The organism is Micromonospora citrea, assembly GCF_900090315.1.
Classification (GTDB): domain Bacteria; phylum Actinomycetota; class Actinomycetes; order Mycobacteriales; family Micromonosporaceae; genus Micromonospora; species Micromonospora citrea.
Map to the genome: position 1 here is coordinate 216,519 of NZ_FMHZ01000002.1, position 22,069 is coordinate 238,587.

Genomic DNA, 22,069 nt, shown 5'->3' on the forward strand with positions numbered 1-22,069 from the left:
GCTGCCCCACTCCCCCGGCCCGCCCGCCCGGGCCGCTCGACCGAGCCACGATTCGGCTCAGGCCCATCGGTCGGACACGTGTCCCTGCTGTTCGCTCCCTCCCCTGGGCGCCGGGGTCACCGGACCGTGGCCCGGCGGTGCAGGGCGCGGGAGAGCCGGCGGACGGCCTCGTCCATGAGCTCCGGTGCCGCGGCCGCGTAGGTGAGGCGCAGGTGCGGCGCCGGAGGCTCGGCGGCATGCCACGGTCGTCCGGGAAAGACCACGACGCCTTCGTCCGCCGCGGCGGCTGCCAGTGCGACGTCGTCGGTGCCGTCGGGCAGGCGCGCCCACAGGTGCAGGCCGCCGCGCGGAACGGGGTGTGGGGCGAGCTGGGGCAGGTGCCGCCGCAGCGCTGTCAGCAGTGCCGCGCGCCGGGCCTGCAGCGCGGCGCGCACGGCGCGGCGGTGACGCGCCCAGGCCGGGGAGGTGACGAACTCGATCGTGGCCTGCTGCAGGGGGCCGGCCACGAAGAAGTCGTCGAGCAGCCGGGCCCCCCGCAGGCGGGCGCCGGCCGGGCCCCGGGCGCCGACGGCGGCGACGCGCAGGCCGGGCGCGGCGGACTTGGTCAGGGAGCGCAGGTAGACGACGTGTCCGTCGGGGTCGGTGGCGGCCAGCGGGGGCGGGGCCTCGCCGTCGATGGTGAGGTCGCGGGCGTAGTCGTCCTCGACCAGGAAGGCGCCGGCGTCGTGGACGGCGGCCAGGACCTCGGCCCGACGGTGGGCCGCCAGGGTCGCGCCGGTGGGGTTGGCGTGCAGCGGTTGACAGTAGAACAACCGTGCCCCGGTGCGGGTGAGGGTGGCGGCCAGGTGGTCGGGCCGCACGCCGTCGGCGTCGGCGGGCACGGGCACCACCCGCAGTCCGGCCGCGCGGGCCGTGGCCAGCGCGCCCAGGTAGGTCGGCGACTCGACGAGCAGGGTTTCACCGGGCGCGGCGAGGGCGCGGAACGCGGAGGAGAGCGCGGCCTGCCCGCCCGGGCAGATCACCACGTCGCCGACGCCCAGCCCTCCCCCGGCCTCGCGGGCGAACCAGGCGCGCAGGTCCTCGCGCCCCTCGACCGGGCCGCGCTGCCACGAGGCGGGCTGCCGGGCGGCTCGGGCGAGCGCGGCGCCGAGCGCGGCAGCCGGCTGGAGGTCGGGGTCCAGATAGCCGCCGGACAGCGGGATGGCACCTGCGGGTGGTAACGCCAGTAACGCCTGCATGTCGTCCTCGCCGGCCGGGCGGGGCCCGAGCGCCACGGTCTGCCAGGACAGGTCCGCCGCGCGCCGGGGCGCGGGCGCGGCGGCCACGAAGGTGCCCCTGCCCGATCGGGCCTCGACCAGCCCTTGGGCTACGAGCTGGCGGATCGCCTCGGTGACCGTGACCGGGGAGGCGTGATGGCGCACGGTCAGCTCGCGCACGGACGGCAGGCGGTCTCCCGGCGCCGCGGCGGCCACGAGACCGCGCAGATCTTGGACGATCCGATCGACTGCGTTACCGTGGTCCATGAAAGACAAGAGTAGCGTTACTGCCGCCGACGCGGTAACAGCCGATCGGAGCGCCGGGCTCGCCCTCGGCGCGCTGGGCGTGCTGGCCTTCAGCATGTCGTTGCCCATGACCCGCGTCGCCGTGCAGGAGCTCGACCCCTGGTTCGTCGCCTTCGGCCGGGCCGTGGGCGCGGCGCTGCTGGCGTGGGCGTACCTGAGGTTCACCGGCGCGCCGCGCCCCGACCGGAGTCAGTGGCGGCGCCTGACGATCGTCGCCCTGGGCGTCGTCGTCGGCTTTCCGTTGTTCACCTCGCTGGCCCTGACGACGCACACCTCCGCGCACGGCGCGGTCGTCATCGCCGTGCTACCCGCCATGACCGCGGTGTTCGCGGTGCTGCGGGCCGGAGAGCGTCCGTCGCCGTTGTTCTGGTTCGCGAGCATCGGCGGGCTGCTGGCGGTGCTGGCGTTCCTGTTCCTCAGCGGCACGGTGGGCGGCGCCCTGTCCCCCGCCGACCTGCACCTGCTCGCGGCGGTCGCGCTGTGCGGCCTCGGCTACGCCGAGGGCGGTGCGCTCGCTCGCGAGTTGGGCGGCGCGCGCACGATCTGCTGGGCGCTGCTGCTCTCGCTGCCCGTCACCCTGCCGGTCACGGTCGTGGCGACCGCGACCCACCCGCCGCGCGCCGACGCCGCCGCCTGGGTGGCGTTCGGCTACCTCACCGCGGTTTCCATGTTCCTGGGCTTCTTCGCCTGGTACGCGGGCCTCGCTCGCGGCGGCATCGCGCGGATCGGGCAGATCCAGCTCGCCCAGCCCGTCCTCACCCTGGCCTGGTCGGCGCTGCTGGTCGGCGAGGTCGTCACCGCGTCGTCGGTCGGCGCGGCGTTCGTGGTGCTCGGCTGCGTCGTCCTGACCCAGCGTTCCCGCGGCGCGGTGGCGCCCACCGGGCGGGAGCGGGCCCTGCCACGCGTCGGCGAGGGCGAACCGCTGGCCGCCCGCGGCGACGCCCGGGCGTGACCACCGTGACGGTAGCCGTGGCCCGGGAGCTGCCGCGGTGCCGCGGGATCGGCGTGACGACCAGCCCACCGCTCCGCCGAGGGCGGGCGCGACGTCGCGCCCGCGCGGACGACCCCCGCCGGTCGTGACGGGTTTCGCCGTCGTCGAGGCCTTCCCCGACGGCCTCGCCGGCGCCGGTCCTCGCGCACCGGGCCCGCGAACCGCTGGACGAGGCGGCCCGGTCGACGCGCCCGTCCGTGTGACGTCGCCGGCCTCGACTTGCCCGCGGCGACGGGCGCGGTGGGAGGATCCGCGGGAGGGACCACAAAGGAGGGTGCCATGCGTTACGTCGACGGCCCGACGGTCGAGTGCGACCTGCACGTGGCGGCCGATCCCGCCCGGGTGTGGAAGCTGGTCACGGATGTCGAGCTGCCCACGCGGTTCAGCCCGGAGCTACGCCGGGTGCGGTGGCTGGACGGCAGCTCGGGGCCGGCGCTCGGCGCGCGGTTCGAGGGGCACAACCACAATCCGGCGCTGGGCGAGTGGCGGACCATCTCGCACGTCGTGCGGTTCGACGAGCCACGGGTCTTCGGCTGGCTGGTGCTAGACCCCGACAACCGCTTCGGCGGCGGCCCGGCCGACCCGGAGCACCCGGCCGCCACCTGGCAGTTCCGGCTCACGCCGGAGCGTGACGGGTGCCGGCTGTCCCAGTGGGTGCGCATCGGCCCGGGTCGCACGGGGCTGAGCCTGTTCATCGACCGGGCCCCCGAGAACGAGGAGAAGATCATCGAATTCCGCCTGGCCGCCCTGCGCGAGGCCATGACGACCACCCTCCAGGGCATCCGGAACCTCGCCGAGCGGCCCCGCTGACGACGGCGGCGGCGCCGAACGGCCGCCACCGTGGCCCGGGCCCGCGCCCGCCGCCTCGGACGAGGCGTCCGAGGCGACGGGCGGCACCGGCATCCCCGTGATCGACCAGGCGGCACGGTGGCGACGGGCCGGCACTCGCATTCCCGCGACCGGCCGGGCGGCACGACCACGACCCGCCGATGATCCGCGCGGCACGGTGCCGCCGGTGGACGGCCGGGATCCGCGGGTCGGGCGGCCGGCGCGACTTCCGCGTTCCGCCGCGTCGACTCGCAGCCTGCTCAGTGCGCGTGGGCCCGTGCTCCCGCAGGGGGTTTCCCGGTCGGGACCATGAGCAGGGCCAGGAGGGCGGAAACCGCAGCCGCGATCGCGGCGAAGGTGAAGCCGCGAGTGAAGCCCACGCCGCTGCTGCCGGCGATGCTCGCCGCCGCGACGCTCGACACCACCGCCACGCCGAGGGCGGCGCCGAACTCGTGGAAGGTGCTGAGCAGGCCGGAGGCGAGCCCCGCCTCGTGGTGGGCGACCTGTCCCAGGGCGGTCGTGGAGGAGGCGACGAAGGCGGCGCCGATCCCCGCCGCACCGAGACTGATCCCGGTCACCACGGGTGCCGCACCCGTCCAGAACACCGGCACGGCGGTGCCCAGGGCCGCGATCACCAGGCCCGCCGTCGCGACGGACCGGGCCCCGAGGCGACCGACGACGTTGCCGGCGACCTGCGCTCCGACGATCGTCGCCACGGCGACCGGCAGGAACAGCAGCCCGGTGTGCAGGGCGCCGTAGCCCTTGTGGTGCTGCAGGTAGAACGACCCCAGGAAGAACACCGCGATCATCAGCGCGGTCGCCACCAGGATGAGGAACGTGCCGGCGGCCACCGGCCGGCGGGTCAGGATGCGCAGGTCCATCAGCGGCGACCGCACGGCGCGCTGCACCACGGCGAACAGCGCGTACAGGGCGGCGGCGCCGGCCAGCGTCCCGAGGGTGACGGCGCTGGCCCAGCCACGGTCCCCGGCGTTGATCAGCGCGTAGATCGCCGTGCCGGTGGCGGCCGTGACGAGGACGGCGCCGGGAACGTCCAGGCGGGCCCGGGTCCCCTGGGACAGGTGCGACGGCAGCATCCGAGCCAGTGCCACCAGCACGACCAGGCCGATGGGGACGTTGATGTAGAACACCCACTGCCAGCCGGGGCCCGCCGTCAGGACGCCGCCCAGCAGGACACCGATCGCGGACCCGCCGCCGCCGAGGGCCGACCAGACGCCGAGCGCCTTGTTGCGTTCCTCCTCGGGGAAGACCCTCATCACCGCCGACAGCGCCGCGGGCGACAGCATCGCCGCGCCGACACCCTGGGCGACCCGGCCGCCGAGCAGCGCGGCGGCGCCGCCGGCCAGGCCGGTGACCAGGGACGCCACGGTGAACACGAGCAGCCCGAGCAGCACCACCCGGCGGACGCCGAACAGGTCCGCCGCGCGCCCGCCGAGCAGCATCAGACCGCCGAACATCAGGGTGTACGCGCTGACCACCCAGGTCAGCGTGTCGCGTTGCAGGCCGAGGTCCGCGCCGATGTGCGGCAGCGCGATCGCCACGACGGTGACGTCCAGGATGAGCATGAACTGGGCGATGCCCAGCAGTGCCAGCATGCGCCAGCGGCGCGGATCGACGGCGGTGGTTTCCGGTTGGTCGACGGCCTGGGTGGACACGGCGTCGCCTCCAATTCGAACAGCGTTGTATGAGTTGTGCTGGGGTACAGTAACTCGTACAGCACTGTTCGACAAGGGAGATCGGGTGACGGTACCGACGCCGCAGAAGTCGCCGGCAAGGCGAGCGGACGCACAGCGCAGCATCTCGGCGATACTCGAGGCCGCGGTGGCCGCCCTCAGCCGCAACCCGGACGCCAGCGTCAGCGAGATCGCCAAGGCCGCCGGCGTCGGGCGGGTCACGGTCTACGGCCACTTCCCCAACCGCACCGACCTGGTGGATGCCGCGCTCGCCCGCGCCATCGCCCAGGGACACGCCGCACTCGACGCGGTCGACCTGGTCGGCGACGCCCGGCAGGCGCTCACCCGGCTGATCGAGTCCAGTTGGCAACTGGTCAGCCAGTACCAGTCCCTCCTGCTCGCGGCGCAGGGCGTCCTACCGCCGGGCCGGATCCGTGACCTGCACGCCGGCCCGGTCGCGCGGGTCGAGGGCCTGGTGAGGCGCGGCCAGGACGAGGGGGTGTTCCGCAGCGACCTTTCCACACCGTGGCTGGTCGGCGTCATGCACAGCGTGATGCACAACGCCGCCGACGAGATCAACGCCGGCCGCCTCGATCCCGACCGGGCCGCCTCCTTCATCACGGCGACCGTGCTGGCCGCCTTCACTGCGCCGGGAAGGCGCGTTCCCGGCTGAGGCACGCCACGGGCGCAGGCAGGCGTCGGCCCTCCAGGCCGGCGCGCCAGGGTGACGGGCGGTGGTCGCCCGCCACCGGGGCCCGGTGGCGGGCAGGCAGGCCAGGATGGCCGGCGTGCCAGGGTGACGGGCGGTGGCCGCCCGCCGGGCCCCGGTGGCGGGCAGGCAGGCCCGGTGGTGGGCAGGCAGGCCAGGTTGGCCGGCGGGCGGGCCGCGGTGGCCGGCCGACGGGCCGGCGGGCCGCGACGCTCAGATCACCCGCTCGTTCCCCCCGTCCACGGTGATCTGTGCCCCGGTGGTGGCCGCGAAGGTCTCCCCGCACAGCGTGGCGGCCACGTCGCCGACGCGGGCGCTGGTGATCTCCGTACGGAGGAGGTTGCGCCGCTTGTACTCCGCAACGGTCAGCCCGTAACGCCGGGCCCGGGCCTCCAGCACCTCCGCGCTCCACAGCCCGGTGTCGAAGACCGCGTCGGGATGCAGGACGTTGACCCGGACGCCGTCGGCCGCCCACTCCAGCGCCGCCACGCGGGCGACCTGCGTCACCGCCGCCTTCGACGCGGAGTAGGCGACCGCGCCGGGCCCGGGGGCCAGGGCGTTGCGGGAGGCGACCACCACCACCCGGCCGCCCCGGGGCGCGAGCGTCAGCAGCGGGTGCGTGCGGGAGAGCAGGTACGCCACCGACTCGGCGTTCACCGCCATCGTGCGCCGCCAGTCGGCCTCGTCGAGCCCGGCGATCTCCCGTGTCGCCGGGAAGACCCCGGCGGCCGCGACGACGATGTCCACCCCACCGAACCGGTCCACCGCCGTGTCGAGGGCGGCGTCGACGGCCGCGGAGTCGGTCACGTCCACGGTCAGGCCGAGCCGGGCCGGCCCGTCCGACCCGCCCACCGACGGGTCCCGGTCCAGGGCCACCACGCACGCGCCCCGGGCCAGCAGCGCCTCGGCGCAGGCCCGGCCGATGCCCGAGGCCGCCCCGGTCACCACCGCCACCTCGCCGGCGAACTCCGGCGCCGGGCCGCCGCGCCGCAGCTTCGCCTGCTCCAGCTCCCAGTACTCCAGGTCGAAGATCTCCGGTGCCGAGAGTGCCCGGTAGCCGCCGACCGCCTCGGCCGCCTCGATCACGTCGACGGTGTGCCGGTAGATGTCCCGGGCCATCATGGCCTCGGCCGCCCTGCGGCCGGCGGTGAGCATCCCCAGCTCCGCGTCGAGGATCACCCGGGGCGCGGGGTCGAGCATGGTCAGCGCCGTGCGGGCCCGGGAACGGTTCTGTTCGACGTAGTCGCGGTAGGCGTCGGCGTACCCCGCCACGTCGGTGCCGACCAGCGGGATCCGCTTGGTGCGCAGCACGTGGTCCGGGGTGACCGGGCCGCGGGTGGCGACCGCCGCCAGATCCGGCCGGTCGAGGAACGCCCGCACCGCGGGGTCCTCGTAGCGGCTGAGCAGCATCGGGGCGCCCGCCGCGGTGGAGACCTCCCGGCGCAACCGGGCCAGCCGCAACCGGTCCACCGGCCGGGGCGCGGCCGGCGCGACCCGGGGCCGCGGCATGCCCATCCGCTCCTCCGCCCGGCCGACGAGCTCGATGTGCCGGCGGTACGCCTCCTCGGCGTCCGCACCGAAGGTGAACAGCCCGTGGTTGAGCAGGACCATGCCGACCGTCCCGGCGTGGGCGCGCGCCGGATACAGCTCCGCGCAGAGCCGGGCCAGGTCGAAGCCCGGCATGACGTACGGAACCACGACGACGCTGTCGCCGTAGACCTCCTCGACCAGCCGGGCGCCCTCGGGCTGGTTGGTCAGGGCGAGCAGCGCGTCGGCGTGGCTGTGCAGCACCGCCGGGTGCGGCAGCAACGCGTGCAGCAGCGTCTCGACGCTGGGGTCCGGCGCGGTCGCGTCGAGGCGGGCGCAGCGCAGCTCGTTCATCATGTCGCTGTCGCCGAGCCGCTCCAGCCGCAACAGCGCCCGCAGCCGCTCCAGCCGCAGGGCGGTGAAGCCGGACGCGTCCATGGTGGCCAGGTCGGAGCCGCTGCCCTTGACGTGGAGCACCTCCACCGGCTCACCGGTGAGGTCGGTGACGGTCGTCTTGACCGAGGTGTTTCCGCCGCCGTGCAGCACCAGGCCGGTGTCGGCGCCGAGCAGCCGGGACGCGTACACGAGTCGCGCGATCGCGTCCGAGCTGTCCGGGGCGTCGGCGGCGGACCAGCGGTTGAGCATTCGGGGGTGGCTCCTCGGGAAGGTTCGGGCGGGTCAGGCCCGGCCGGTGGGGTCGTCGGGGCGGCCGCCGTCGGCCGGGAGGATGACGCGGCTCTCGGTGACGATGGCGGTGACCAGGTCCGCCGGGGTGACGTCGAAGGCGTAGTTCAGGGTTTCGGTGCCGGCCGGCGCCACGGCCGCCGCACCGAGGGCGGTGATCTCCTCGGGGGCGCGTACCTCGATGTGGACGTCCCGGCCGGTCGCGGTGGCGAGGTCCACGGTCGACTCGGGCGCGGCGACCACCATCGGCACACCGGCGCGGGCCGCCGCCAGCGCGAGCGGGTAGGTGCCCACCTTGTTGATCACGTCGCCGTTGGCGGTGATCCGGTCCGCGCCGACCACGACCGCGTCGACCAGGCCCGCCGCCAGCACCGACGCGGCGGCCGAGTCCACCACGAGGGTGTGCGGCGCGCCGATCTGCGCCAGCTCCCACACGGTCAGCCGCGCGCCCTGCAGCAGCGGGCGGGTCTCGGAGGCGTACACGTGGGTCAGCGCGCCGTGCTCCTGGAGCGAACGGACCACACCGAGCGCGGTGCCCCACTCGACGGTGGCCAGGGCGCCGGCGTTGCAGTGGGTCTGCACCGCCACCTGTGGCCCCACCGTCTCGACCAGCCAGCGGGCGCCGCGCTCGCTGAGCGCCCGGCAGCAGCGGACGTCCTCCTCCAGCACCGCCAGGGCCTCGGCGAGGGCCGCCTCCGCGCCCTCGGCGTCGAGCCGGGCGCGCACCCGGTCGACGCCCCAGGCGAGGTTCACGGCGGTGGGGCGGGCGGCCCGGATCGCGTCCACGACCCGGCGCAGCCGCGCCGGGTCGTCGGGGTGCAGGCGGGCGGCGAGGGCCACCCCGAGCGCCCCGGCGACGCCGATCGCGGGCGCGCCCCGGATCGCCAGCGACCGGATCGCCGCGATCAGCTCGTCGACGGTTCCGATCCGGAGGAATTCGACCTCGTGCGGCAGCCGGGTCTGGTCGATGGCGACGATCAGGCCGTCCTGCCAGTCGATGGTCCGCATCACGCCCCTCCCCTGTCCGGCTCCATAACCTACGGGGGCGCCCCGCTCCCCCGCTACCTCCCGGCGGCTGGCCGGAGGATCGGGCGCGGGTCAGCGGCCGGGTCACGGGCACGTCGACCTCGGCCTGGCCGAGCAACTGCGCCGGCAGTGGTTCAGCCCGCGCGTCGAGCAGTTCCACCACCGCCTCGTGGTCCATCTGCCACCACCCGACGAGGCGTGCCTGCGCAACGTGCTCGACAGCGTCCTGTCCGCACCCGGTCGGGCCGCCGACTGACTCCGCGGCGACGACCGCCGGGCGGGACGTCCGTGGCGCCAGCGGGGAGTCCGGGCGGAGGCGGGCGGCGTCTACCATGCGGCCATGTCGATCCGAAAGATCATCGCGCACGTCGTCGGGGCGACCGGCTGCGTCGCCGTCGGCTGGGCCGTCCACGGCCTGCTGCTGATCGGCACCTGCGGCGACTTCGGCCAGCCGGCGTGCCCGCCGCAGGCGCCGGGATACCTGGGCGCCCTGTTCGGTGGGGTCGTCGCGGTCGTGGGCGCGGTGATCGCCGGGGCGGGCCTGGCCCTCCCCGGCCTCTTCCTGGCGCTCACCGTCGCGGCGCTCCGGGCCGCCGCGGAGCTGCCCCCGGCCGAGCGGACGACGCCGTTCCTGCTGGCCGGCATCTTCGGCCTGCTGATCCTGGTGCCGCTGGCCCTCCTGCCGTTCGTCCTGCACCGGCGCAGGGCGGCGACGCGGCTGGCCGCCGAGGGCGACGAGGCGATCGGCACGATCACCCGGGTGCAGGACACCGGGGTGACGATCAACGACGACCCACGGGTGCGGTTGACCCTGCACATCAGCCCCTCCGACGGCTCGCCGTCCTTCACCGGGGAGACCGCCCTGGTCGTCTCCCGGCTGGGCGCGCCGAGCCGGGGCCAGCGCTTCGCCGTACGGTACGACCCCGCCGACCGGCGCCGGTTCGTCCTCGGCGACCCACTGGACGTCGCCGATGTCGGCGACGCCGATCCGCTGGACCGGCTGGCGAAGCTGCACCAACTGCGCCTGGCCGGGGCGTTGACCGACGAGGAGTTCGCGGCCCAGAAGCGCAGGATCCTCGCCGACCTGCCCTGAGCGCTCGCCCGCCCGACCCGGCCCCCCGCCGGCGCTGCCGCTGGGCGGCCCTGGCACCGCGGCCGGCGGCGCCGGCACCGTCCCGCCGCGCGACCCGCGCGGGCCGGAGCTGGTCACAGTGGTCCGCCCCGGCCCCGGTCGGGCCGGGAACCGGGCGGCGCGCCCGTAGGTGGCGCCGCCGGCCGTCAGTGCGCCGCCACGACAACCGCCGTCGGCGCGAGGTCGGCCAGCCGGGACGGCCGCACCACCACGAGCAGGACCGCCATGGCCGCCACCATGCCGCCTGCCACGACGACGGCCATCGCGACCGCGCCGGTGCCCAGCACGCCCACCAGGGGCGCGGCCAGCGCCCCGACGCCGAACTGCACGGCGCCGAGCAGGGCCGAGGCCGTTCCGGCCGCCTCGCCGTGCCGCGACAGCGCCAGGGCCGGCGCGTTGGGCATGGCGAGGCCCGCCGCGGCGAGCACCACCCACAACGACACCAGCAGGCCGGGCAGCCCGCCGAGCCCGGTGGCGGCGAAGGCGAGCAGCACCAGGCCGGCGCCGGTCCCCACCCCCAGGGCGGCGACGAGGATCCGCTGCGGCGAGTGGCGCCGCAGCAGCCGTACGTTGAACTGGGTCGCCGCGATCAGCCCGACCGCGCCCGCGCCGAAGGCCAGCCCGAACTGCTGCTCGTCCAGGCCGTACTGGTCCTGCAGCACGAACGAGGAGCCGGCCACGTAGGCGAACAGCGCCGCCATGGCCAACCCGGCGACCAGCACGAGGCCCACGAACGTGCGGTCGCGCAGCAGCGTGCCGTACACGACGAGGGTCGCGACCACGCCGCCGGAGCGACGCCGCTGCGGCGGCAGCGTCTCGCGCAGGCCGAGCGCGGCGACCACGATCAGCAGGGCGCCGAGGACGGCCAGGGCCACGAACACGCCCCGCCAGTCCGTCCAGCGCAGCAGCGCGCCGCCGAGGGTGGGCGCGAGGATCGGCGCCGCACCCATGACCAGCAGCAGCCGGGAGAGCAACCTGGCGAAGGCCGCGCCGCTGAACAGATCGCGTACCACGGCCGTCGCGACCACCGAGGCCGCCGCCACGCCGAGGCCCTGCACCACCCGCAACGCGCCGAGGACCGCGATGTTCGGTGCGACGGCGCAGAGCAGCGACGCCACGACGTGCAGCGCGACGCCGGCGATCAGCGGCGTACGCCGGCCGATCGCGTCGGAGAGCGGCCCGATCAGCAACTGGCCGAGGGCGAGGCCCGCCAGCGTGCCGGTGAGGGTCAGTTGGACCGCCGCCGACGTGGTGTGGAAGTCGGCGACGATCGAGGGAAGCGCGGGCAGGTACATGTCGATGGTCAGCGGACCCACCGCGATCAGCGACCCGAGCACGAGGACGAGCCGGAGGCGTTGTCGAGGACTCATCAGGTCACCCGGTGTCAGCGAAGCCGCGGGGCCCTCGGGCACGTCGATCGTGGACGTCGCCGGGTCGCCGTCGACCGGTCGCGCAGCCGCGGGGGACGTTGCAGAAGTCATGTCTGGCTCCAACCCGGACCCGGTGATCTCATTCCCGCCGGGATCGACACGCAATGGAGATCACACCGATGGCTCGGCGCCGGAGCCGGCGGTCCGCGTCCACCGCGCTCCGCACGGCCGTGCCCACCGGCACCGGTCGCGCGGCGCTATCGTCGTCGCATGCCGGAACTGGTCGCGCCCACCGTCCGACTTCATGCCGCCTGGCGCGATGCGCGCGACGACTGGGGCCCGGGCGTCCACGAGGACGGCTTCGGGCTGCAACCGTCCGACGAGGTGGACTCCCCCGCCGGGTTCGCGGCCTGGGTGGCGCGCCTGACCGAGCAGTCTGATCAGTCGACGCCGCCGCGGGACGGTCGGGTCCGCTGCACGTACCGGTGGATCGTCGAGGACGGCGCGGTCCTCGGCGCGATCGCGCTGCGGCACGAGCTCGACGACTTCCTGGGCCACATCGGCTACGGCGTCCGCCCGTCGGCGCGCCGGCGCGGTCTGGCCACCTGGGCGCTGGGCCGGATGCTCGACGAGGCGCGGGCGCTGGGTCTGGGGCGGGTGCTGGTCGTCTGCGAGGTGGACAACGTCGCCTCCGCCAGGACGATCGAGCACCACGGTGGCGAGCTCGAGGGCGTCCGGGACACCGAACTCGGCGCGGCACGGCGGTACTGGATCACCCTGTGATCCGTCGTCGCCGCGCGGCCGGCCGGGTCGCCTCCGGCGGTGAGCCGGCTCGACCGACCGGCGCGCGGCAGGTCGAGCCGGTCACCTCGGCTCACTTGACGACCGAGCGGAGCCGGTCGTGCAGCGTCTTCGACATCGAGATCGCCACGGCCAGGTCCGGCTCGCAGATCTCCAGGTAGTGGTTCCCCCGGGCCACGTAGAGCTGGTACTGCTCGATGGTGTGGTCCCCGTCGGTCGCGGCGGCCCGCACGTCCTCGTCGCAGGTCCAGCCGGCCGCGACGACGGCCGCCGCCGCCTCGGCCCGGCAGCTGTCCGCGACCAGCTGGTCGAACTGCTGCTGGGTCAGGCCCGTGAACGTGATGGTCGACTGCAGGCCGTACGTCGTCGCCCCCTCCAACTCGGGCACGGGCACCTCGGTGAGCTGGATCGTGGCGCGGATCTTCTGAGATTCCCAGGTCATGGTGCCGGAGGTGCAGGTGCCCGCCACCTCGCGGAGGCGGGCGAGATCAAGCCCGTCGGGCAGCTGCGCCACCGTCGCGGTGAACCTGTTGGCGGCGCCCTTCTCGGATCCGCGTCGACTGCCGACCTGGATCCACCCGACGCCGGCCGCACCCTGCTCGCCGACGGCCAGTTGCAGGGAACCCAGGCAGGCCACGGGCTCGACGGTGACCTGCGGATCGGGCGCGAACATCCGCGACGCGTCGGTCAGGGACATCTCCACCAGCTCGGTTCCCTCGGGGTGGTCGGTCTTGGGCAGCAGGACCTCCCGGAGCCCGTCCTCCGACAGCGCCGGCACGGCCCGTGCGGCGGTCGCCGCGGCCAGCGCCACCCGCTCGGATTCCGTGACGCGGTGGTTCGCCCCCACGGCGATGAGCGCAGCCGCCACCAGGAGCAGCACTGCGCCGGCCGCCCCCAGGGCACGACGGTTTGTCAGCATGGCACGCCTCCGTTTGCCGGGTGTTGCGGGTTTAGGTGCACCAGCCAGCAGTACCGCAGACAGACATTGATCGCTATATATTTGTCAAGTAACTGCCGCAGTTTCGCGGATCACCACGGGTCGGGCAGGTCCATGAGCGCGAGTACGGCCGGATCGACCACGGCGGTGACCTCGGTGATGCGCCCGTCGGCGACGGTGAAGGTGAGCAGGGAGAGCGGGGTGCCGTCCTCGTTCCAGGAGATCACGCCGGGCCGGCCGTCGACGCTCGCCGCACGTCCTCGTGCCGCGCCGGCCGCCACTCGCGCCCGCGTGGCGACCTCGGTGGCTCCGAGGGTGACGAACCGACCGTCGGGGGTGTGGACGGTGAGCTTCACGTCGGGATGGAGGACCTCCAGCAACCGCTCGAACCGACCGTCGTGGGCCGCGGCCAGGAAGGCGGCGACCACCTCGCGTTCCTGTCGTCCGGTGCCTGCCGGCTGCTGGGCGGACCGCACCTTCCTGCGGGCGCGGCTGGTGAGCATCTTCGTCGCGTCGGCGGACTTGCCGAGAATCGCCCCGATCTCCTCGTGGGGCACGGCGAACACGTCGTGCAGCACGAACGCCAGTCGTTCGTTCGGGCGCAGCGAGTCGAGGACCGTGAGGAGCGCCAGCCCGACGGAGTCCCCGAGCGTCACGAGGTCTTCCGGTGCGGGAGCGTCGTCGAGTGTCACGGTGACGTCGGGCAGCCGGTCGTCGAAGGAGACCTCCGGGCGGGTCCGGCCCGACCGCAGGACGTCGAGGCTGATTCGGCCGACCACGGTGGTCAGCCAGCCGCCGAGGTTGTCGATGGTGTCGGCATCCTGCCGGGAGAGGCGCGCCACGCCTCCTGGACCACGTCCTCGGCGTCGGCGTCGGATCCGAGCACCCGGTAGGCGACGGCTCGGAGCCGGGCACGGTGGGACTCGAAGGCATCCAGGATCGGGTCCGTGGGATGGGTGCCGGGCATGTTGTTACCTCCTGGGAGCCGCTCACGTCACAGGGATGACGGGCAGCAGCCCGACAACGTAACCCGACGAAGGAGAGCACCCTCGCATGGAAAGCCGGCTCAAGAACACGAACACGGGCAACCCCGCCGTGTGGACCGGGATCCAGCACCTCCAGAAGGCGATCGCCGCAGGTGGCGTCGACCCGAAGCTGCTCGCGCTGGTGCACCTGCGCGTCAGCCAGATCAACAGCTGCTCGGCGTGCGTCCACGCCAGTGTCGCCGGAGGAAAGCGGGCTGGCGACACCGACGAGCGGCTGCACAACGTCGCGGCGTGGCGTGAGGCGCCGTTCTACACCGACGCGGAGCGCGCGGCGCTGACGCTGGCCGAGGCCGCCACCAGGCTGCAGGACGGCGCGGAGGGCGTCACCGACGAGATCTGGGACGAGGTCAACGCCCATTTCACCGAGGAGCAGATCGGCGCACTCAACCTGGAGATCGCACTGACCAACTTCTTCAACCGGATCAACCGCACCATCAAGGAACCCGCCGGAAGGACCTGGGGCTGAACCCGGCATGACGCCCGCCCCGACCGCGCGGCGGGGCCGGCTCGCCGGGAGATCCTGCGTCTCCCGGCGAGCCTGCGGCGGATCGCCGGTCCGCCTTCGTTCGGCTGCTGGTCGCCGGCCGCCATCGACACGCCCGCCTGAGCGTGCCGGCCGGGCGGCCGACGCCGGCGGCGGGTACGGGCCGGTGGCCGCCTCCACTAGGCTTCGGCGCATGGCGAGGTCGCGGTGGCATGGCCCGGTGGCGGACACGGTCGTGGTGCTCGCCGTCGGTCTGGTCGCCCTCGTCGGCCTGATCGTGCAGTCGCGCGGCGTCGACGCCGCCGCGGAGTGGGCGGCGCTGATCGCCGTGCTGGCCGCCTCCGGCGCGCTGTACGTCCGGCGCCGCCACCCGGTGGCGGTGGGCGTGGTGGCGCTGGCCGCCGTCGGCGCGTACGGGGTTCTGCTGCACCGGCCCGGGCCGATCATGCTGGTGTTCGTCGTGGCGCTCTACACCGTCGTAGACGAGGGGCACCTCGCGGTCGCCATCGGCCTCGGTCTCGGCTCGGTGCTCGCCTTCGCCGTCGCGGACAGCTACCACAGGACGGCCGACAGCGCGAACGGGGCGACGCTGCTGCACGCCGGTTGGCTCGTCGCGGTCATCGTCGGCGTGACCCGCAACCGCCGGGCCTACCTGGCCGAGGCGCAGGCCCGGGCGGCCGCCGCCGAGCAGCGGACGGCCGAGGAGTCCAGACGCCGGGCCACCGAGGAGCGGCTGCGTATCGCCCGCGAACTGCACGACGTGCTCGGGCACCACCTCTCGCTGATCAACGTGCAGGCCAGCGCCGCGCTGCACCGCCCGGACCCCGACCGCTCCGCGCAGGCGCTCACCGCGATCAAGCAGACGAGCAGGGAGACGCTGCGCGAGTTGCGTACGACGCTGGGCATCCTGCGGCAGGAGGGCGAGGCGCCGACCGCGCCGGCACCCGGCCTGAGCGACCTGAACGAGCTGGTCGCGGCCGCCGGTCGGTCCGGGCTGGAGATCCGCACCGAGCTGGCCGGGACCCCGCCGCTGCCGCCGGAGGTCGACCTGGCGGCGTACCGGATCGTCCAGGAGTCGCTGACCAACGTGACCCGGCACGCGGGCGCGGCCGCCGCGGTGATCCGGGTCCGGCCCGACCGCGGCGACCTGCTGCTGGAGGTCGAGGACGACGGCACCGGCACACCCGGCCCGCCCGGCAACGGGATCGTCGGCATGGGCGAGCGGGCCCGGGCCCTCGGCGGTTCGCTGCACGCCGGTCCCGGGCCCGACGGCGGCTTCCGGGTGCGCGCCCGCCTGCCGCTGCGGCCCGACCCGGTGCCGGCGGGAGCGCCGGCGTCGCGAGCGGAGCCGGGGGACACGGCGTGATCCGGCTGCTGCTCGCCGACGACCAGACCCTGGTCCGCGCCGGATTCCGGTCCATCCTGGACGGCGAGGACGGCATCGAGGTGATCGGCGAGGCCGCCGACGGCGCCGAGGCGGTGCGGCTCACCCGGCAGCTACGGCCGGACGTCGTCCTCATGGACATCCGCATGCCCGGGACGGACGGCCTGGCCGCCACCCGGGAGATCACCGCCGGCTCGGACGTCCGCGTGATCATCCTGACCACGTTCGACCTGGACGACTACGTCTACGACGCGCTGCGGGCCGGCGCGAGCGGGTTCCTGGTCAAGGACACCGAGCCGGCGGAGCTGATCCACGGGGTGCGGGTGGTGGCGCGCGGCGACGCGCTCATCGCGCCGTCGATCACCCGCCGGCTGATCTCCGAGTTCGCCGCCCGCGCCACGCATCCGGACCCGGGCCCGCGCCTGAGCGCGCTCACCGACCGGGAGCGCGAGGTGATGGCGCTGGTCGCGGCCGGCCTGTCCAACGACGAGATCGCGGCGCGGCTGGTGCTCAGCCCGGCCACCGCGAAGACGCACGTCAGCCGGATCATGACCAAGGCCCGGGTGCGGGACCGGGCCCAGCTGGTGATCCTGGCGTACGAGTCGGGCCTGACGGTTCCCGGCTGGCTCGCCCGCTCCTGACCCGCGCCCGTGGGCCCCCGACGGAGTGGACAAGACGCCGCCGCCGGGGCGTCGACCCGGCGCGGTGGCCGGGTCGACGCGGGTCAGCCGGTCGGCCCGGTACGGCGGGAGCGCGCCAGCGCCAGCCCACCGATGACGACGCTGACGAGTCCCAGCACCAGGGCCGTGTAGGCCCCGCCCCGCCCGTTGCCGGTGCCGACGCCGCTGTCGGAGGTGGCCACGACCACCGCGGCCACGGCCAGGCCGATCAGCCCCGCCACCAGGGCCACCGTGGCACCGAGTCGCCCCCGGGCGGTGCCGACCCGGCTGGTGGGGCGGGCCAGTGCGAGCCCGCCGACGATCGCGCCGGCCAGGCCCAGCACGGCGGCGACGGCGGCCCCGAGTCGCCCGGCGCTCAGGGTGGTGGCGCTGGCGGCGGCCGGTTGGGTCGAGAGGTGGGCGGCCGCCGGTGCGGCGATCCCGAACGCCCCGACCAGGGCGGCTGCGGCGGCGGTCAGCAGGTGACGCCCGTACATGGTGGATCCCTTTCCTCGCGCGACGGCTACAGGCGGCAGCGTATGCACCGGGGTGGTCACGGGTCGTCATGCCGGAGTTGCCGCTTGACCTACCACCGGGGTCGTACGCGCTCGGGCTGCTGTACCGCCATGGTTGTCCCGCCCGGAGCCGACCCCTGCCTGTGGCACGGGCGCGGCGCCGGACGACGAGCCGACAGTTGCTGAGGTGTCAGTAGTGACGGCTCATGAGATCGGTGGCCCGACTCGGCCCACGGTGAGCGAAGAACCCCCACGGACGCGGCGTGGGGGCTGCCGCGCGGGCGGCGTGGTTGACGTGGGACGTCGTCCGGGTCGATCCGATCGACGCAGAAGACTATCTCCAGATGGGAGAAGCCCTCCAGACCGAGCAGCGCCGTCTCCGGACAGGACCGGCCGTCCAGCCGGATCACCGCTCGGACGTCGTGCCAGTCGTCTTCGAAGGCTCCGCTTCGGCCGCCGACCACCTGGCCGATCGGTCGTAGCGTGAGGGTTTCCGAGGACACGGGGGTCTCCGCTCTACGGTCGGCCGAGTGTGCCGCGGCGCTTGGCAAGGTGTTCGAGCCGGTTGAACAGGATGATGCCGGCGGCGGTGATGAGCAGCGGCTGGGCGAGGAGCCAACCGAGGCCCCAGCCGCTCGGCAGGGCGGTCAGGGAGTGGCCGCCGAGCAGGATGTCGCGCATGGCCTCGAGACCGGGTGCGATCGGCACGGCCAGCCGGCTGAGGACGGCAACTCAGGGTGCCGCCGGCGATGGCGTAGAGGGCCACGGAGAGCTGGGTGATGATCTCGATGCGCTTGAACACCAGTGTCAGGCCGCACAGGATGAGCGCCAACCCGCAGGTGCCCAGCACGATGGCGGCCAGTGGCACGATCACTCGGAAGTCGAAGGGCACGCGCCCTCCCCGTAGGGTGATGGCGGTGGCCCCGGTGGCCAGGACGGCCAGTGCGGTGGGCAGCGCGGAGATCGCGGCGACAACCTGCCGGCCGAGGATGAGCGCGGCCGAGGGCAGCGGGGTGAGATAGGTCTGTTCCAGCACCCCGGACTGGATGTCGCCCAGGTAGCTCCAGAAGACGCGGTTGACCTGCTCGTGGATGAACGTCAACGCCATCATGCCGAGCAGGGTCGGCAACAGCAGTTCGGCGCGGAGCTGCCCGCGACCCATGAACAGGACGATGAGCAGGTAGAAGACGGGAAACGTGATCAGTTGGATGAGGACCTCGCGCCATGCCGCGACGAGGTTCAGCAGGCCCTTGCGTACTTCTGCGGCGAAGCCGCGGGCGAAGGTCATGACGGCTCCCGCAGGGCGCGACGGTGGTTGCGGACGAAGACCAGGCCGCTGACGGTGATGAGCGCGGCGGTGTGGACGACCAGCCAGGGCAGCGTGCCGCCGGTCCAGCACTCGGCCAGGGTGCGCCCGTCGAACAGGATCTCGCTGACCGCCTCGATGCCCAGCGTGGTGGGCAGGAGCCTGGCGACGGCGGCCAGCCAGTCCGGATAGAAGGCCAGGGGCAGGAACGAACCGTTGAGCAGCAGCACCAGCGACGTCAGCAGCGACTGCAGGGCACCGATCATCGGCGCACGCAGGGCGAGCGCGGCCAGCAGGAAGGTGAAGGCCAGCACGTTGACTCCCAGCAGCAGTGCGGGCAGGACCCCGGAGCATCCTTCAGGCGGCACTCGAACTGTTCATGCGCGACGGCTACGGCGCGACGAACCTGCAGGACGTCGCCGACCGGGCCGAGGTCGCCGTCCAGACGATCTACTTCGTCTTCGGCAACAAGCGCGCCTTGCTCAAGGAACTGGTCGACGTCACCATCGCCGGCGACGACCAGCCGGGCGCCACGATGAACCGACGGTGGTACACCGACGCGCTCGCCGCCGAGACGGCCCGGGACATGCTCCGTGCGTACGTCGCGGGCACCGCGTCCGTCCTCGAGCGGGCCGCGCCGATCGGCAGGATGCTCCAGGCCGCGGCAGCGAGCGACCCGGAGGTCGCCGCGCTATGGCCACAGGACGTCGATCCGCGCTACGTCGTCCAGCGCGCGGCGGCCGAGGCACTCACCGGCAAGCCCGGCGCACGCCCGGACGTCGCTGTGGAGCAGGCCGCCGATCTGCTGTACGGGCTGCTCAGCCCGGAGCTGTACCTGCTGTTCGTACGCGAACGTGGCTGGCCGGCAGAGCGATGGCAGCAATGGGTCGGCGAGACCCTGCACGCCCAACTCTGCACCGACTGACCACTGAACGGCATCCGATCCGGACGACGAAACCCGGCGGCACCGGCCAGGGAGAAAGCCCGCCGGAGCGTCGCGCACGGTTGGCGGGTCGAACCGTCGCGTGACCGCAGTCGTGGTCACCAGCATTCCGGCCAGCCTCCCCGGGCGCCCGGGGAGACGTCTTCCGACCCGGAGCCCCTAGCCTGCGGAGGCGGCGCGTTCGTAGGCCGCGGTGAGTTGGGCGAGGACGCCGTCGGCGGGTTGCGGACGTCCTTCGAGGTGCGTGGCGCGGAGTTCGTCCATGAACCTGTCCCACATCTGCGGGCCGCCGTCGGCGAGCAGGTGGGCGCGGATCGACAGCTCGGGCGACGTGGGGAGCCACCGGGAGCCCCAGGCGCCGAGGTGCGCCATGAGCGGAACGAGTTCGATCGCGGCCTCGGTGAGGCGGTAGTCGATCTTCTGTCGGTGGTTCGGGTCGTCGTGGCGGCTGAGCAGCCCCGCGTCCACGAGCTTCGACAGGCGGCTGGCGAGGATGTTCGACGCGATGCCCTCGACCGAGTTCGTGAGCAGTTCGCGGAAGTGCCGGTGGCCGCCGAACATGACGTCGCGCAGCACGACCAGGCTCCAGCGGTCGCCCAGCAGCTCGACGGTCAGGTTGATTGGGCACCCCGACTTCCCCTTCGGCACCGGCAGGCGGCCGTCACCCACTGGTTGCAGCATGCAATCAGTGTAGTACGGTCGGTCCGATTGCAATCCGCAACCGGAATCGCTCGCCGCTCCCGAGGAGGAGACATGCCGCAACTGCTGCGGGTGCAGTGCTTCAACGTGTCGCGTGACGGGTTCGGCGCCGGCGAGGGGCAGAGCCTGGAGCGCCCCTTCGGTCACGCCGACCCCGCCCTCATGTGGTCCTGGGCGGGCGCCACCGCCAGCTGGGTGAACCGTACCGAGCCCGGCGGCACCCGCGGCCTGGACGACTACATGACCCGCGACTTCAGACACAACATCGGGGCGGAGATCATGGGGCGCAACAAGTTCGGCCCGCAGCGCGGCCCCTGGGAGAACCACGACTGGCAGGGATGGTGGGGCGACAAGCCGCCGTTCCGCACGCCGGTCTTCGTGCTCACCCACCACACGCGCCCGTCGTTCAGCCTGGCCGACACCACGTTCCACTTCCTCGACGCGAGCCCGGCCGAGGCACTGGCACAGGCGAAGCAGGCCGCCGCCGGTCGGGACGTGCGACTCGGCGGCGGGGTCGCCACCCTCCGCCAGTTCCTCGAGGCCGACCTGGTCGACACGATGCACATCGCCGTCGCACCCGTCGACCTGGGCCGAGGCGAACGGCTGTGGGAGAGCCACACCGAACTCCTCGACCGCTTCCACCTCGAGTCGGTGCCGAGCCCCAGCGGAGTCACCCACCTCCTGTTCTGGAGACGGTGACACCGACAGCGCACGTGGCGCGCGGCGCGCGCCGACCTGGCACGACGCCCCGGGTGTCGTCGACGGTCCGGCCCGGCCCCGGCCGCCGGCGGCTGGTCGGGTCGCATTACGAGACGTCGCCACCTCCGACGTCGACGGTCAACCGCGCCCATGGCATTGACATCGATCGTCGGATGTGATGCCTCGCCGAGCCCTTCGGCGTGACACGCAGCCCTTTCTCGGCGAGCCGGAAACAGAGCGCAATCAAGGGGTAGCGCATTGCTTCGTGTCGTTGGATAATTGCCGCCGAAGCACGATTGATCCCTCGTGCCGAAGCCGGATGAAAGGCTATTCCGTGAAGCGTGAGCAGTCGCCCGTGTTGCCCGGCAGCGGCGCCACCGACTACGCACGCTACATGCGCACGGAGGCGCTGCTCGACCTCCAGCGGTCCCCCGCCGAGATGATCCACCGTGACGAACTTCTGTTCCAGGTGGTGCATCAGTCCACCGAGCTCTGGCTCAAACTGGCGGCGGCCGAGGTGACCGAGGCGAGCGCCCGGGTCGGCGCCGACAGACTGGCCGAGGCCGAGGCGCTGCTGGCCCGGGCGACGCTCGCCGTGCGGCTGGTCACCGACCAGTTGGAGATGTTCCGCCATCTGTCCCCTGTGGACTTCCAGGCGATGCAGCCCGCGCTCGGTAACGGCTCCGGGGCAGAGTCACCGGGCTGGCGACACACCCAGGCGGCCAGCCGGCAACTCGGCCGCGCCTTCACCGCCTGCCTCGTCGAGCGGGCAATTCCGGTCGAGCGGCTGTGCCCGGCGGACCCGGCGGACCCGGTCCACCGCCTGGCCGAGGCGATGGTCGACTGGGACGAGCAGGTGTCGCTGTGGCGGGCGCGGCACTACCAGGTCGCCCTGCGGGTCGGCGGTCACGCCCCGGCCGGCACCCCGGGCAGCGCGGCGACCATGCTGGCGAAGCTCGTCGGGCACCGGTTCTTCCCCGATTTGTGGCAGGCCCGGCGTCACCGCGCAGCCGACGATTTCGGTGCCGCCCGACCCTGAGATTCGCACTCGCCGGCAGTGACCGGCCTCACCCAAT

At 73.9% G+C, this 22,069-nt stretch carries 23 protein-coding genes; 11 read left to right on the forward strand and 12 right to left on the reverse strand.

The window, feature by feature from the left end; all coding sequences use genetic code 11:
- Positions 1-116 precede the first annotated feature (116 nt).
- Positions 117-1,523, reverse strand: coding sequence for an aminotransferase-like domain-containing protein (locus tag GA0070606_RS01320; protein ID WP_091094668.1), 1,407 nt, complete (start codon positions 1,521-1,523; stop codon positions 117-119).
- On the opposite strand from GA0070606_RS01320, the gene GA0070606_RS01325 reads away from it, so the two are divergent.
- Positions 1,522-2,514, forward strand: a complete 993-nt coding sequence (locus GA0070606_RS01325) for a DMT family transporter (protein ID WP_091094669.1) — start codon at positions 1,522-1,524, stop codon at positions 2,512-2,514. The genes GA0070606_RS01320 and GA0070606_RS01325 overlap by 2 nt on opposite strands.
- 318 nt (positions 2,515-2,832) lie before the next feature.
- Positions 2,833-3,363: an SRPBCC family protein gene (locus GA0070606_RS01330; protein WP_091094670.1), complete on the forward strand. Its 531-nt coding sequence runs from the start codon at positions 2,833-2,835 to the stop codon at positions 3,361-3,363.
- A gap of 278 nt (positions 3,364-3,641) precedes the next feature.
- Here GA0070606_RS01330 and GA0070606_RS01335 read toward each other — a convergent pair whose 3' ends face one another.
- Positions 3,642-5,054, reverse strand: coding sequence for an MFS transporter (locus tag GA0070606_RS01335; protein WP_245724527.1), 1,413 nt, complete (start codon positions 5,052-5,054; stop codon positions 3,642-3,644).
- Positions 5,055-5,139: 85 nt separating this feature from the next.
- Here GA0070606_RS01335 and GA0070606_RS01340 point away from each other — a divergent pair, with 85 nt between their 5' ends.
- Positions 5,140-5,745 (forward strand): TetR/AcrR family transcriptional regulator, encoded by a 606-nt coding sequence (locus tag GA0070606_RS01340; protein ID WP_245724528.1) that lies wholly within the window; start codon positions 5,140-5,142, stop codon positions 5,743-5,745.
- A 249-nt stretch (positions 5,746-5,994) separates the two neighbouring features.
- On the opposite strand, the gene GA0070606_RS01345 is transcribed toward GA0070606_RS01340, so the two are convergent.
- Together GA0070606_RS01345 and mtnA are read right to left on the reverse strand one after the other, a co-directional pair.
- A complete protein-coding gene (locus GA0070606_RS01345) occupies positions 5,995-7,953 on the reverse strand; it encodes a bifunctional aldolase/short-chain dehydrogenase (protein ID WP_091094673.1) in 1,959 nt (652 codons plus the stop codon).
- 33 nt (positions 7,954-7,986) lie between these two features.
- Positions 7,987-9,000 (reverse strand): S-methyl-5-thioribose-1-phosphate isomerase, encoded by a 1,014-nt coding sequence (mtnA, locus tag GA0070606_RS01350; RefSeq protein ID WP_091094674.1) that lies wholly within the window; start codon positions 8,998-9,000, stop codon positions 7,987-7,989.
- 358 nt (positions 9,001-9,358) lie between these two features.
- On the opposite strand from mtnA, the gene GA0070606_RS01355 reads away from it, so the two are divergent.
- Complete coding sequence (locus tag GA0070606_RS01355; RefSeq protein WP_091094675.1) at positions 9,359-10,111, forward strand: SHOCT domain-containing protein; 753 nt, start codon at positions 9,359-9,361, stop codon at positions 10,109-10,111.
- Positions 10,112-10,296: 185 nt separating this feature from the next.
- Here GA0070606_RS01355 and GA0070606_RS01360 read toward each other — a convergent pair whose 3' ends face one another.
- A complete protein-coding gene (locus GA0070606_RS01360; RefSeq protein WP_091094676.1) occupies positions 10,297-11,520 on the reverse strand; it encodes a multidrug effflux MFS transporter in 1,224 nt (407 codons plus the stop codon).
- A gap of 270 nt (positions 11,521-11,790) precedes the next feature.
- On the opposite strand from GA0070606_RS01360, the gene GA0070606_RS01365 reads away from it, so the two are divergent.
- Positions 11,791-12,303 carry a GNAT family N-acetyltransferase gene (locus GA0070606_RS01365; protein WP_091094677.1) on the forward strand — a complete coding sequence of 171 codons (513 nt, stop codon included), beginning with the start codon at positions 11,791-11,793 and terminating at the stop codon, positions 12,301-12,303.
- A gap of 91 nt (positions 12,304-12,394) precedes the next feature.
- Here the strand turns inward: GA0070606_RS01365 and GA0070606_RS01370 are convergent, their stop codons facing one another.
- The 3 genes from GA0070606_RS01370 to GA0070606_RS33085 form a co-directional block, all read right to left on the reverse strand.
- Positions 12,395-13,240, reverse strand: coding sequence for a hypothetical protein (locus GA0070606_RS01370; RefSeq protein ID WP_091094678.1), 846 nt, complete (start codon positions 13,238-13,240; stop codon positions 12,395-12,397).
- 110 nt (positions 13,241-13,350) lie between these two features.
- Positions 13,351-14,100 (reverse strand): sigma factor-like helix-turn-helix DNA-binding protein, encoded by a 750-nt coding sequence (locus tag GA0070606_RS01375; protein ID WP_245724529.1) that lies wholly within the window; start codon positions 14,098-14,100, stop codon positions 13,351-13,353.
- The gene (locus GA0070606_RS33085) at positions 14,043-14,225 is read right to left on the reverse strand and encodes a sigma factor (protein WP_245724530.1); all 183 of its coding nucleotides are present in this window, start codon (positions 14,223-14,225) and stop codon (positions 14,043-14,045) included. Before GA0070606_RS33085 ends, GA0070606_RS01375 begins: the two co-directional genes overlap by 58 nt.
- 86 nt (positions 14,226-14,311) lie before the next feature.
- Between GA0070606_RS33085 and GA0070606_RS01380 the strand changes: the two genes are divergently transcribed.
- The 3 genes from GA0070606_RS01380 to GA0070606_RS01390 all read left to right on the forward strand — a co-directional run bounded on the left by GA0070606_RS01380 (position 14,312) and on the right by GA0070606_RS01390 (position 16,813).
- Entirely contained in the window at positions 14,312-14,770 is a 459-nt protein-coding gene (locus tag GA0070606_RS01380) for a carboxymuconolactone decarboxylase family protein (RefSeq protein ID WP_091094679.1), read from the forward strand.
- A gap of 238 nt (positions 14,771-15,008) precedes the next feature.
- Complete coding sequence (locus GA0070606_RS01385; RefSeq protein ID WP_245724531.1) at positions 15,009-16,154, forward strand: sensor histidine kinase; 1,146 nt, start codon at positions 15,009-15,011, stop codon at positions 16,152-16,154.
- Positions 16,151-16,813 carry a response regulator gene (locus GA0070606_RS01390; RefSeq protein WP_091094681.1) on the forward strand — a complete coding sequence of 221 codons (663 nt, stop codon included), beginning with the start codon at positions 16,151-16,153 and terminating at the stop codon, positions 16,811-16,813. Before GA0070606_RS01385 ends, GA0070606_RS01390 begins: the two co-directional genes overlap by 4 nt.
- A gap of 83 nt (positions 16,814-16,896) precedes the next feature.
- Here the strand turns inward: GA0070606_RS01390 and GA0070606_RS01395 are convergent, their stop codons facing one another.
- From GA0070606_RS01395 to GA0070606_RS01410, 3 genes are all read right to left on the reverse strand, one after another.
- The gene (locus GA0070606_RS01395; protein WP_091094682.1) at positions 16,897-17,328 is read right to left on the reverse strand and encodes a DUF6223 family protein; all 432 of its coding nucleotides are present in this window, start codon (positions 17,326-17,328) and stop codon (positions 16,897-16,899) included.
- 424 nt (positions 17,329-17,752) lie between these two features.
- A complete protein-coding gene (locus tag GA0070606_RS01405; RefSeq protein WP_218105927.1) occupies positions 17,753-18,634 on the reverse strand; it encodes a hypothetical protein in 882 nt (293 codons plus the stop codon).
- On the reverse strand, positions 18,631-19,020 hold the full coding sequence (locus tag GA0070606_RS01410) for an ABC transporter permease (protein WP_091094684.1): 390 nt from the start codon (positions 19,018-19,020) through the stop codon (positions 18,631-18,633). The genes GA0070606_RS01405 and GA0070606_RS01410 overlap by 4 nt, the downstream gene beginning before the upstream one ends.
- 11 nt (positions 19,021-19,031) lie before the next feature.
- On the opposite strand from GA0070606_RS01410, the gene GA0070606_RS01415 reads away from it, so the two are divergent.
- Positions 19,032-19,577 (forward strand): TetR/AcrR family transcriptional regulator, encoded by a 546-nt coding sequence (locus GA0070606_RS01415; RefSeq protein ID WP_091094685.1) that lies wholly within the window; start codon positions 19,032-19,034, stop codon positions 19,575-19,577.
- Between the two features lie 177 nt (positions 19,578-19,754).
- Here the strand turns inward: GA0070606_RS01415 and GA0070606_RS01420 are convergent, their stop codons facing one another.
- The gene (locus GA0070606_RS01420; protein WP_091094686.1) at positions 19,755-20,276 is read right to left on the reverse strand and encodes a winged helix-turn-helix transcriptional regulator; all 522 of its coding nucleotides are present in this window, start codon (positions 20,274-20,276) and stop codon (positions 19,755-19,757) included.
- 72 nt (positions 20,277-20,348) lie between these two features.
- On the opposite strand from GA0070606_RS01420, the gene GA0070606_RS01425 reads away from it, so the two are divergent.
- The gene (locus tag GA0070606_RS01425; RefSeq protein ID WP_091094687.1) at positions 20,349-20,993 is read left to right on the forward strand and encodes a dihydrofolate reductase family protein; all 645 of its coding nucleotides are present in this window, start codon (positions 20,349-20,351) and stop codon (positions 20,991-20,993) included.
- Between the two features lie 334 nt (positions 20,994-21,327).
- Positions 21,328-22,032, forward strand: coding sequence for a tryptophan 2,3-dioxygenase family protein (locus GA0070606_RS01430; protein ID WP_091094688.1), 705 nt, complete (start codon positions 21,328-21,330; stop codon positions 22,030-22,032).
- Positions 22,033-22,069: the final 37 nt, after the last annotated feature.

Coding starts and splice junctions, on each gene's coding strand:
- GA0070606_RS01325 (WP_091094669.1), top strand. CDS start 1,522: ATGAAAGACAAGAGTAGCGTTACTGCCGCCGACGCGGTAACAGCCGAT.
- GA0070606_RS01320 (WP_091094668.1), bottom strand. CDS start 1,523: ATGGACCACGGTAACGCAGTCGATCGGATCGTCCAAGATCTGCGCGGT.
- GA0070606_RS01330 (WP_091094670.1), top strand. CDS start 2,833: ATGCGTTACGTCGACGGCCCGACGGTCGAGTGCGACCTGCACGTGGCG.
- GA0070606_RS01345 (WP_091094673.1), bottom strand. CDS start 7,953: ATGCTCAACCGCTGGTCCGCCGCCGACGCCCCGGACAGCTCGGACGCG.
- mtnA (WP_091094674.1), bottom strand. CDS start 9,000: ATGCGGACCATCGACTGGCAGGACGGCCTGATCGTCGCCATCGACCAG.
- GA0070606_RS01355 (WP_091094675.1), top strand. CDS start 9,359: ATGTCGATCCGAAAGATCATCGCGCACGTCGTCGGGGCGACCGGCTGC.
- GA0070606_RS01360 (WP_091094676.1), bottom strand. CDS start 11,520: ATGAGTCCTCGACAACGCCTCCGGCTCGTCCTCGTGCTCGGGTCGCTG.
- GA0070606_RS01365 (WP_091094677.1), top strand. CDS start 11,791: ATGCCGGAACTGGTCGCGCCCACCGTCCGACTTCATGCCGCCTGGCGC.
- GA0070606_RS01370 (WP_091094678.1), bottom strand. CDS start 13,240: ATGCTGACAAACCGTCGTGCCCTGGGGGCGGCCGGCGCAGTGCTGCTC.
- GA0070606_RS33085 (WP_245724530.1), bottom strand. CDS start 14,225: ATGCCCGGCACCCATCCCACGGACCCGATCCTGGATGCCTTCGAGTCC.
- GA0070606_RS01380 (WP_091094679.1), top strand. CDS start 14,312: ATGGAAAGCCGGCTCAAGAACACGAACACGGGCAACCCCGCCGTGTGG.
- GA0070606_RS01395 (WP_091094682.1), bottom strand. CDS start 17,328: ATGTACGGGCGTCACCTGCTGACCGCCGCCGCAGCCGCCCTGGTCGGG.
- GA0070606_RS01405 (WP_218105927.1), bottom strand. CDS start 18,634: ATGACCTTCGCCCGCGGCTTCGCCGCAGAAGTACGCAAGGGCCTGCTG.
- GA0070606_RS01415 (WP_091094685.1), top strand. CDS start 19,032: ATGCGCGACGGCTACGGCGCGACGAACCTGCAGGACGTCGCCGACCGG.
- GA0070606_RS01420 (WP_091094686.1), bottom strand. CDS start 20,276: ATGCTGCAACCAGTGGGTGACGGCCGCCTGCCGGTGCCGAAGGGGAAG.
- GA0070606_RS01425 (WP_091094687.1), top strand. CDS start 20,349: ATGCCGCAACTGCTGCGGGTGCAGTGCTTCAACGTGTCGCGTGACGGG.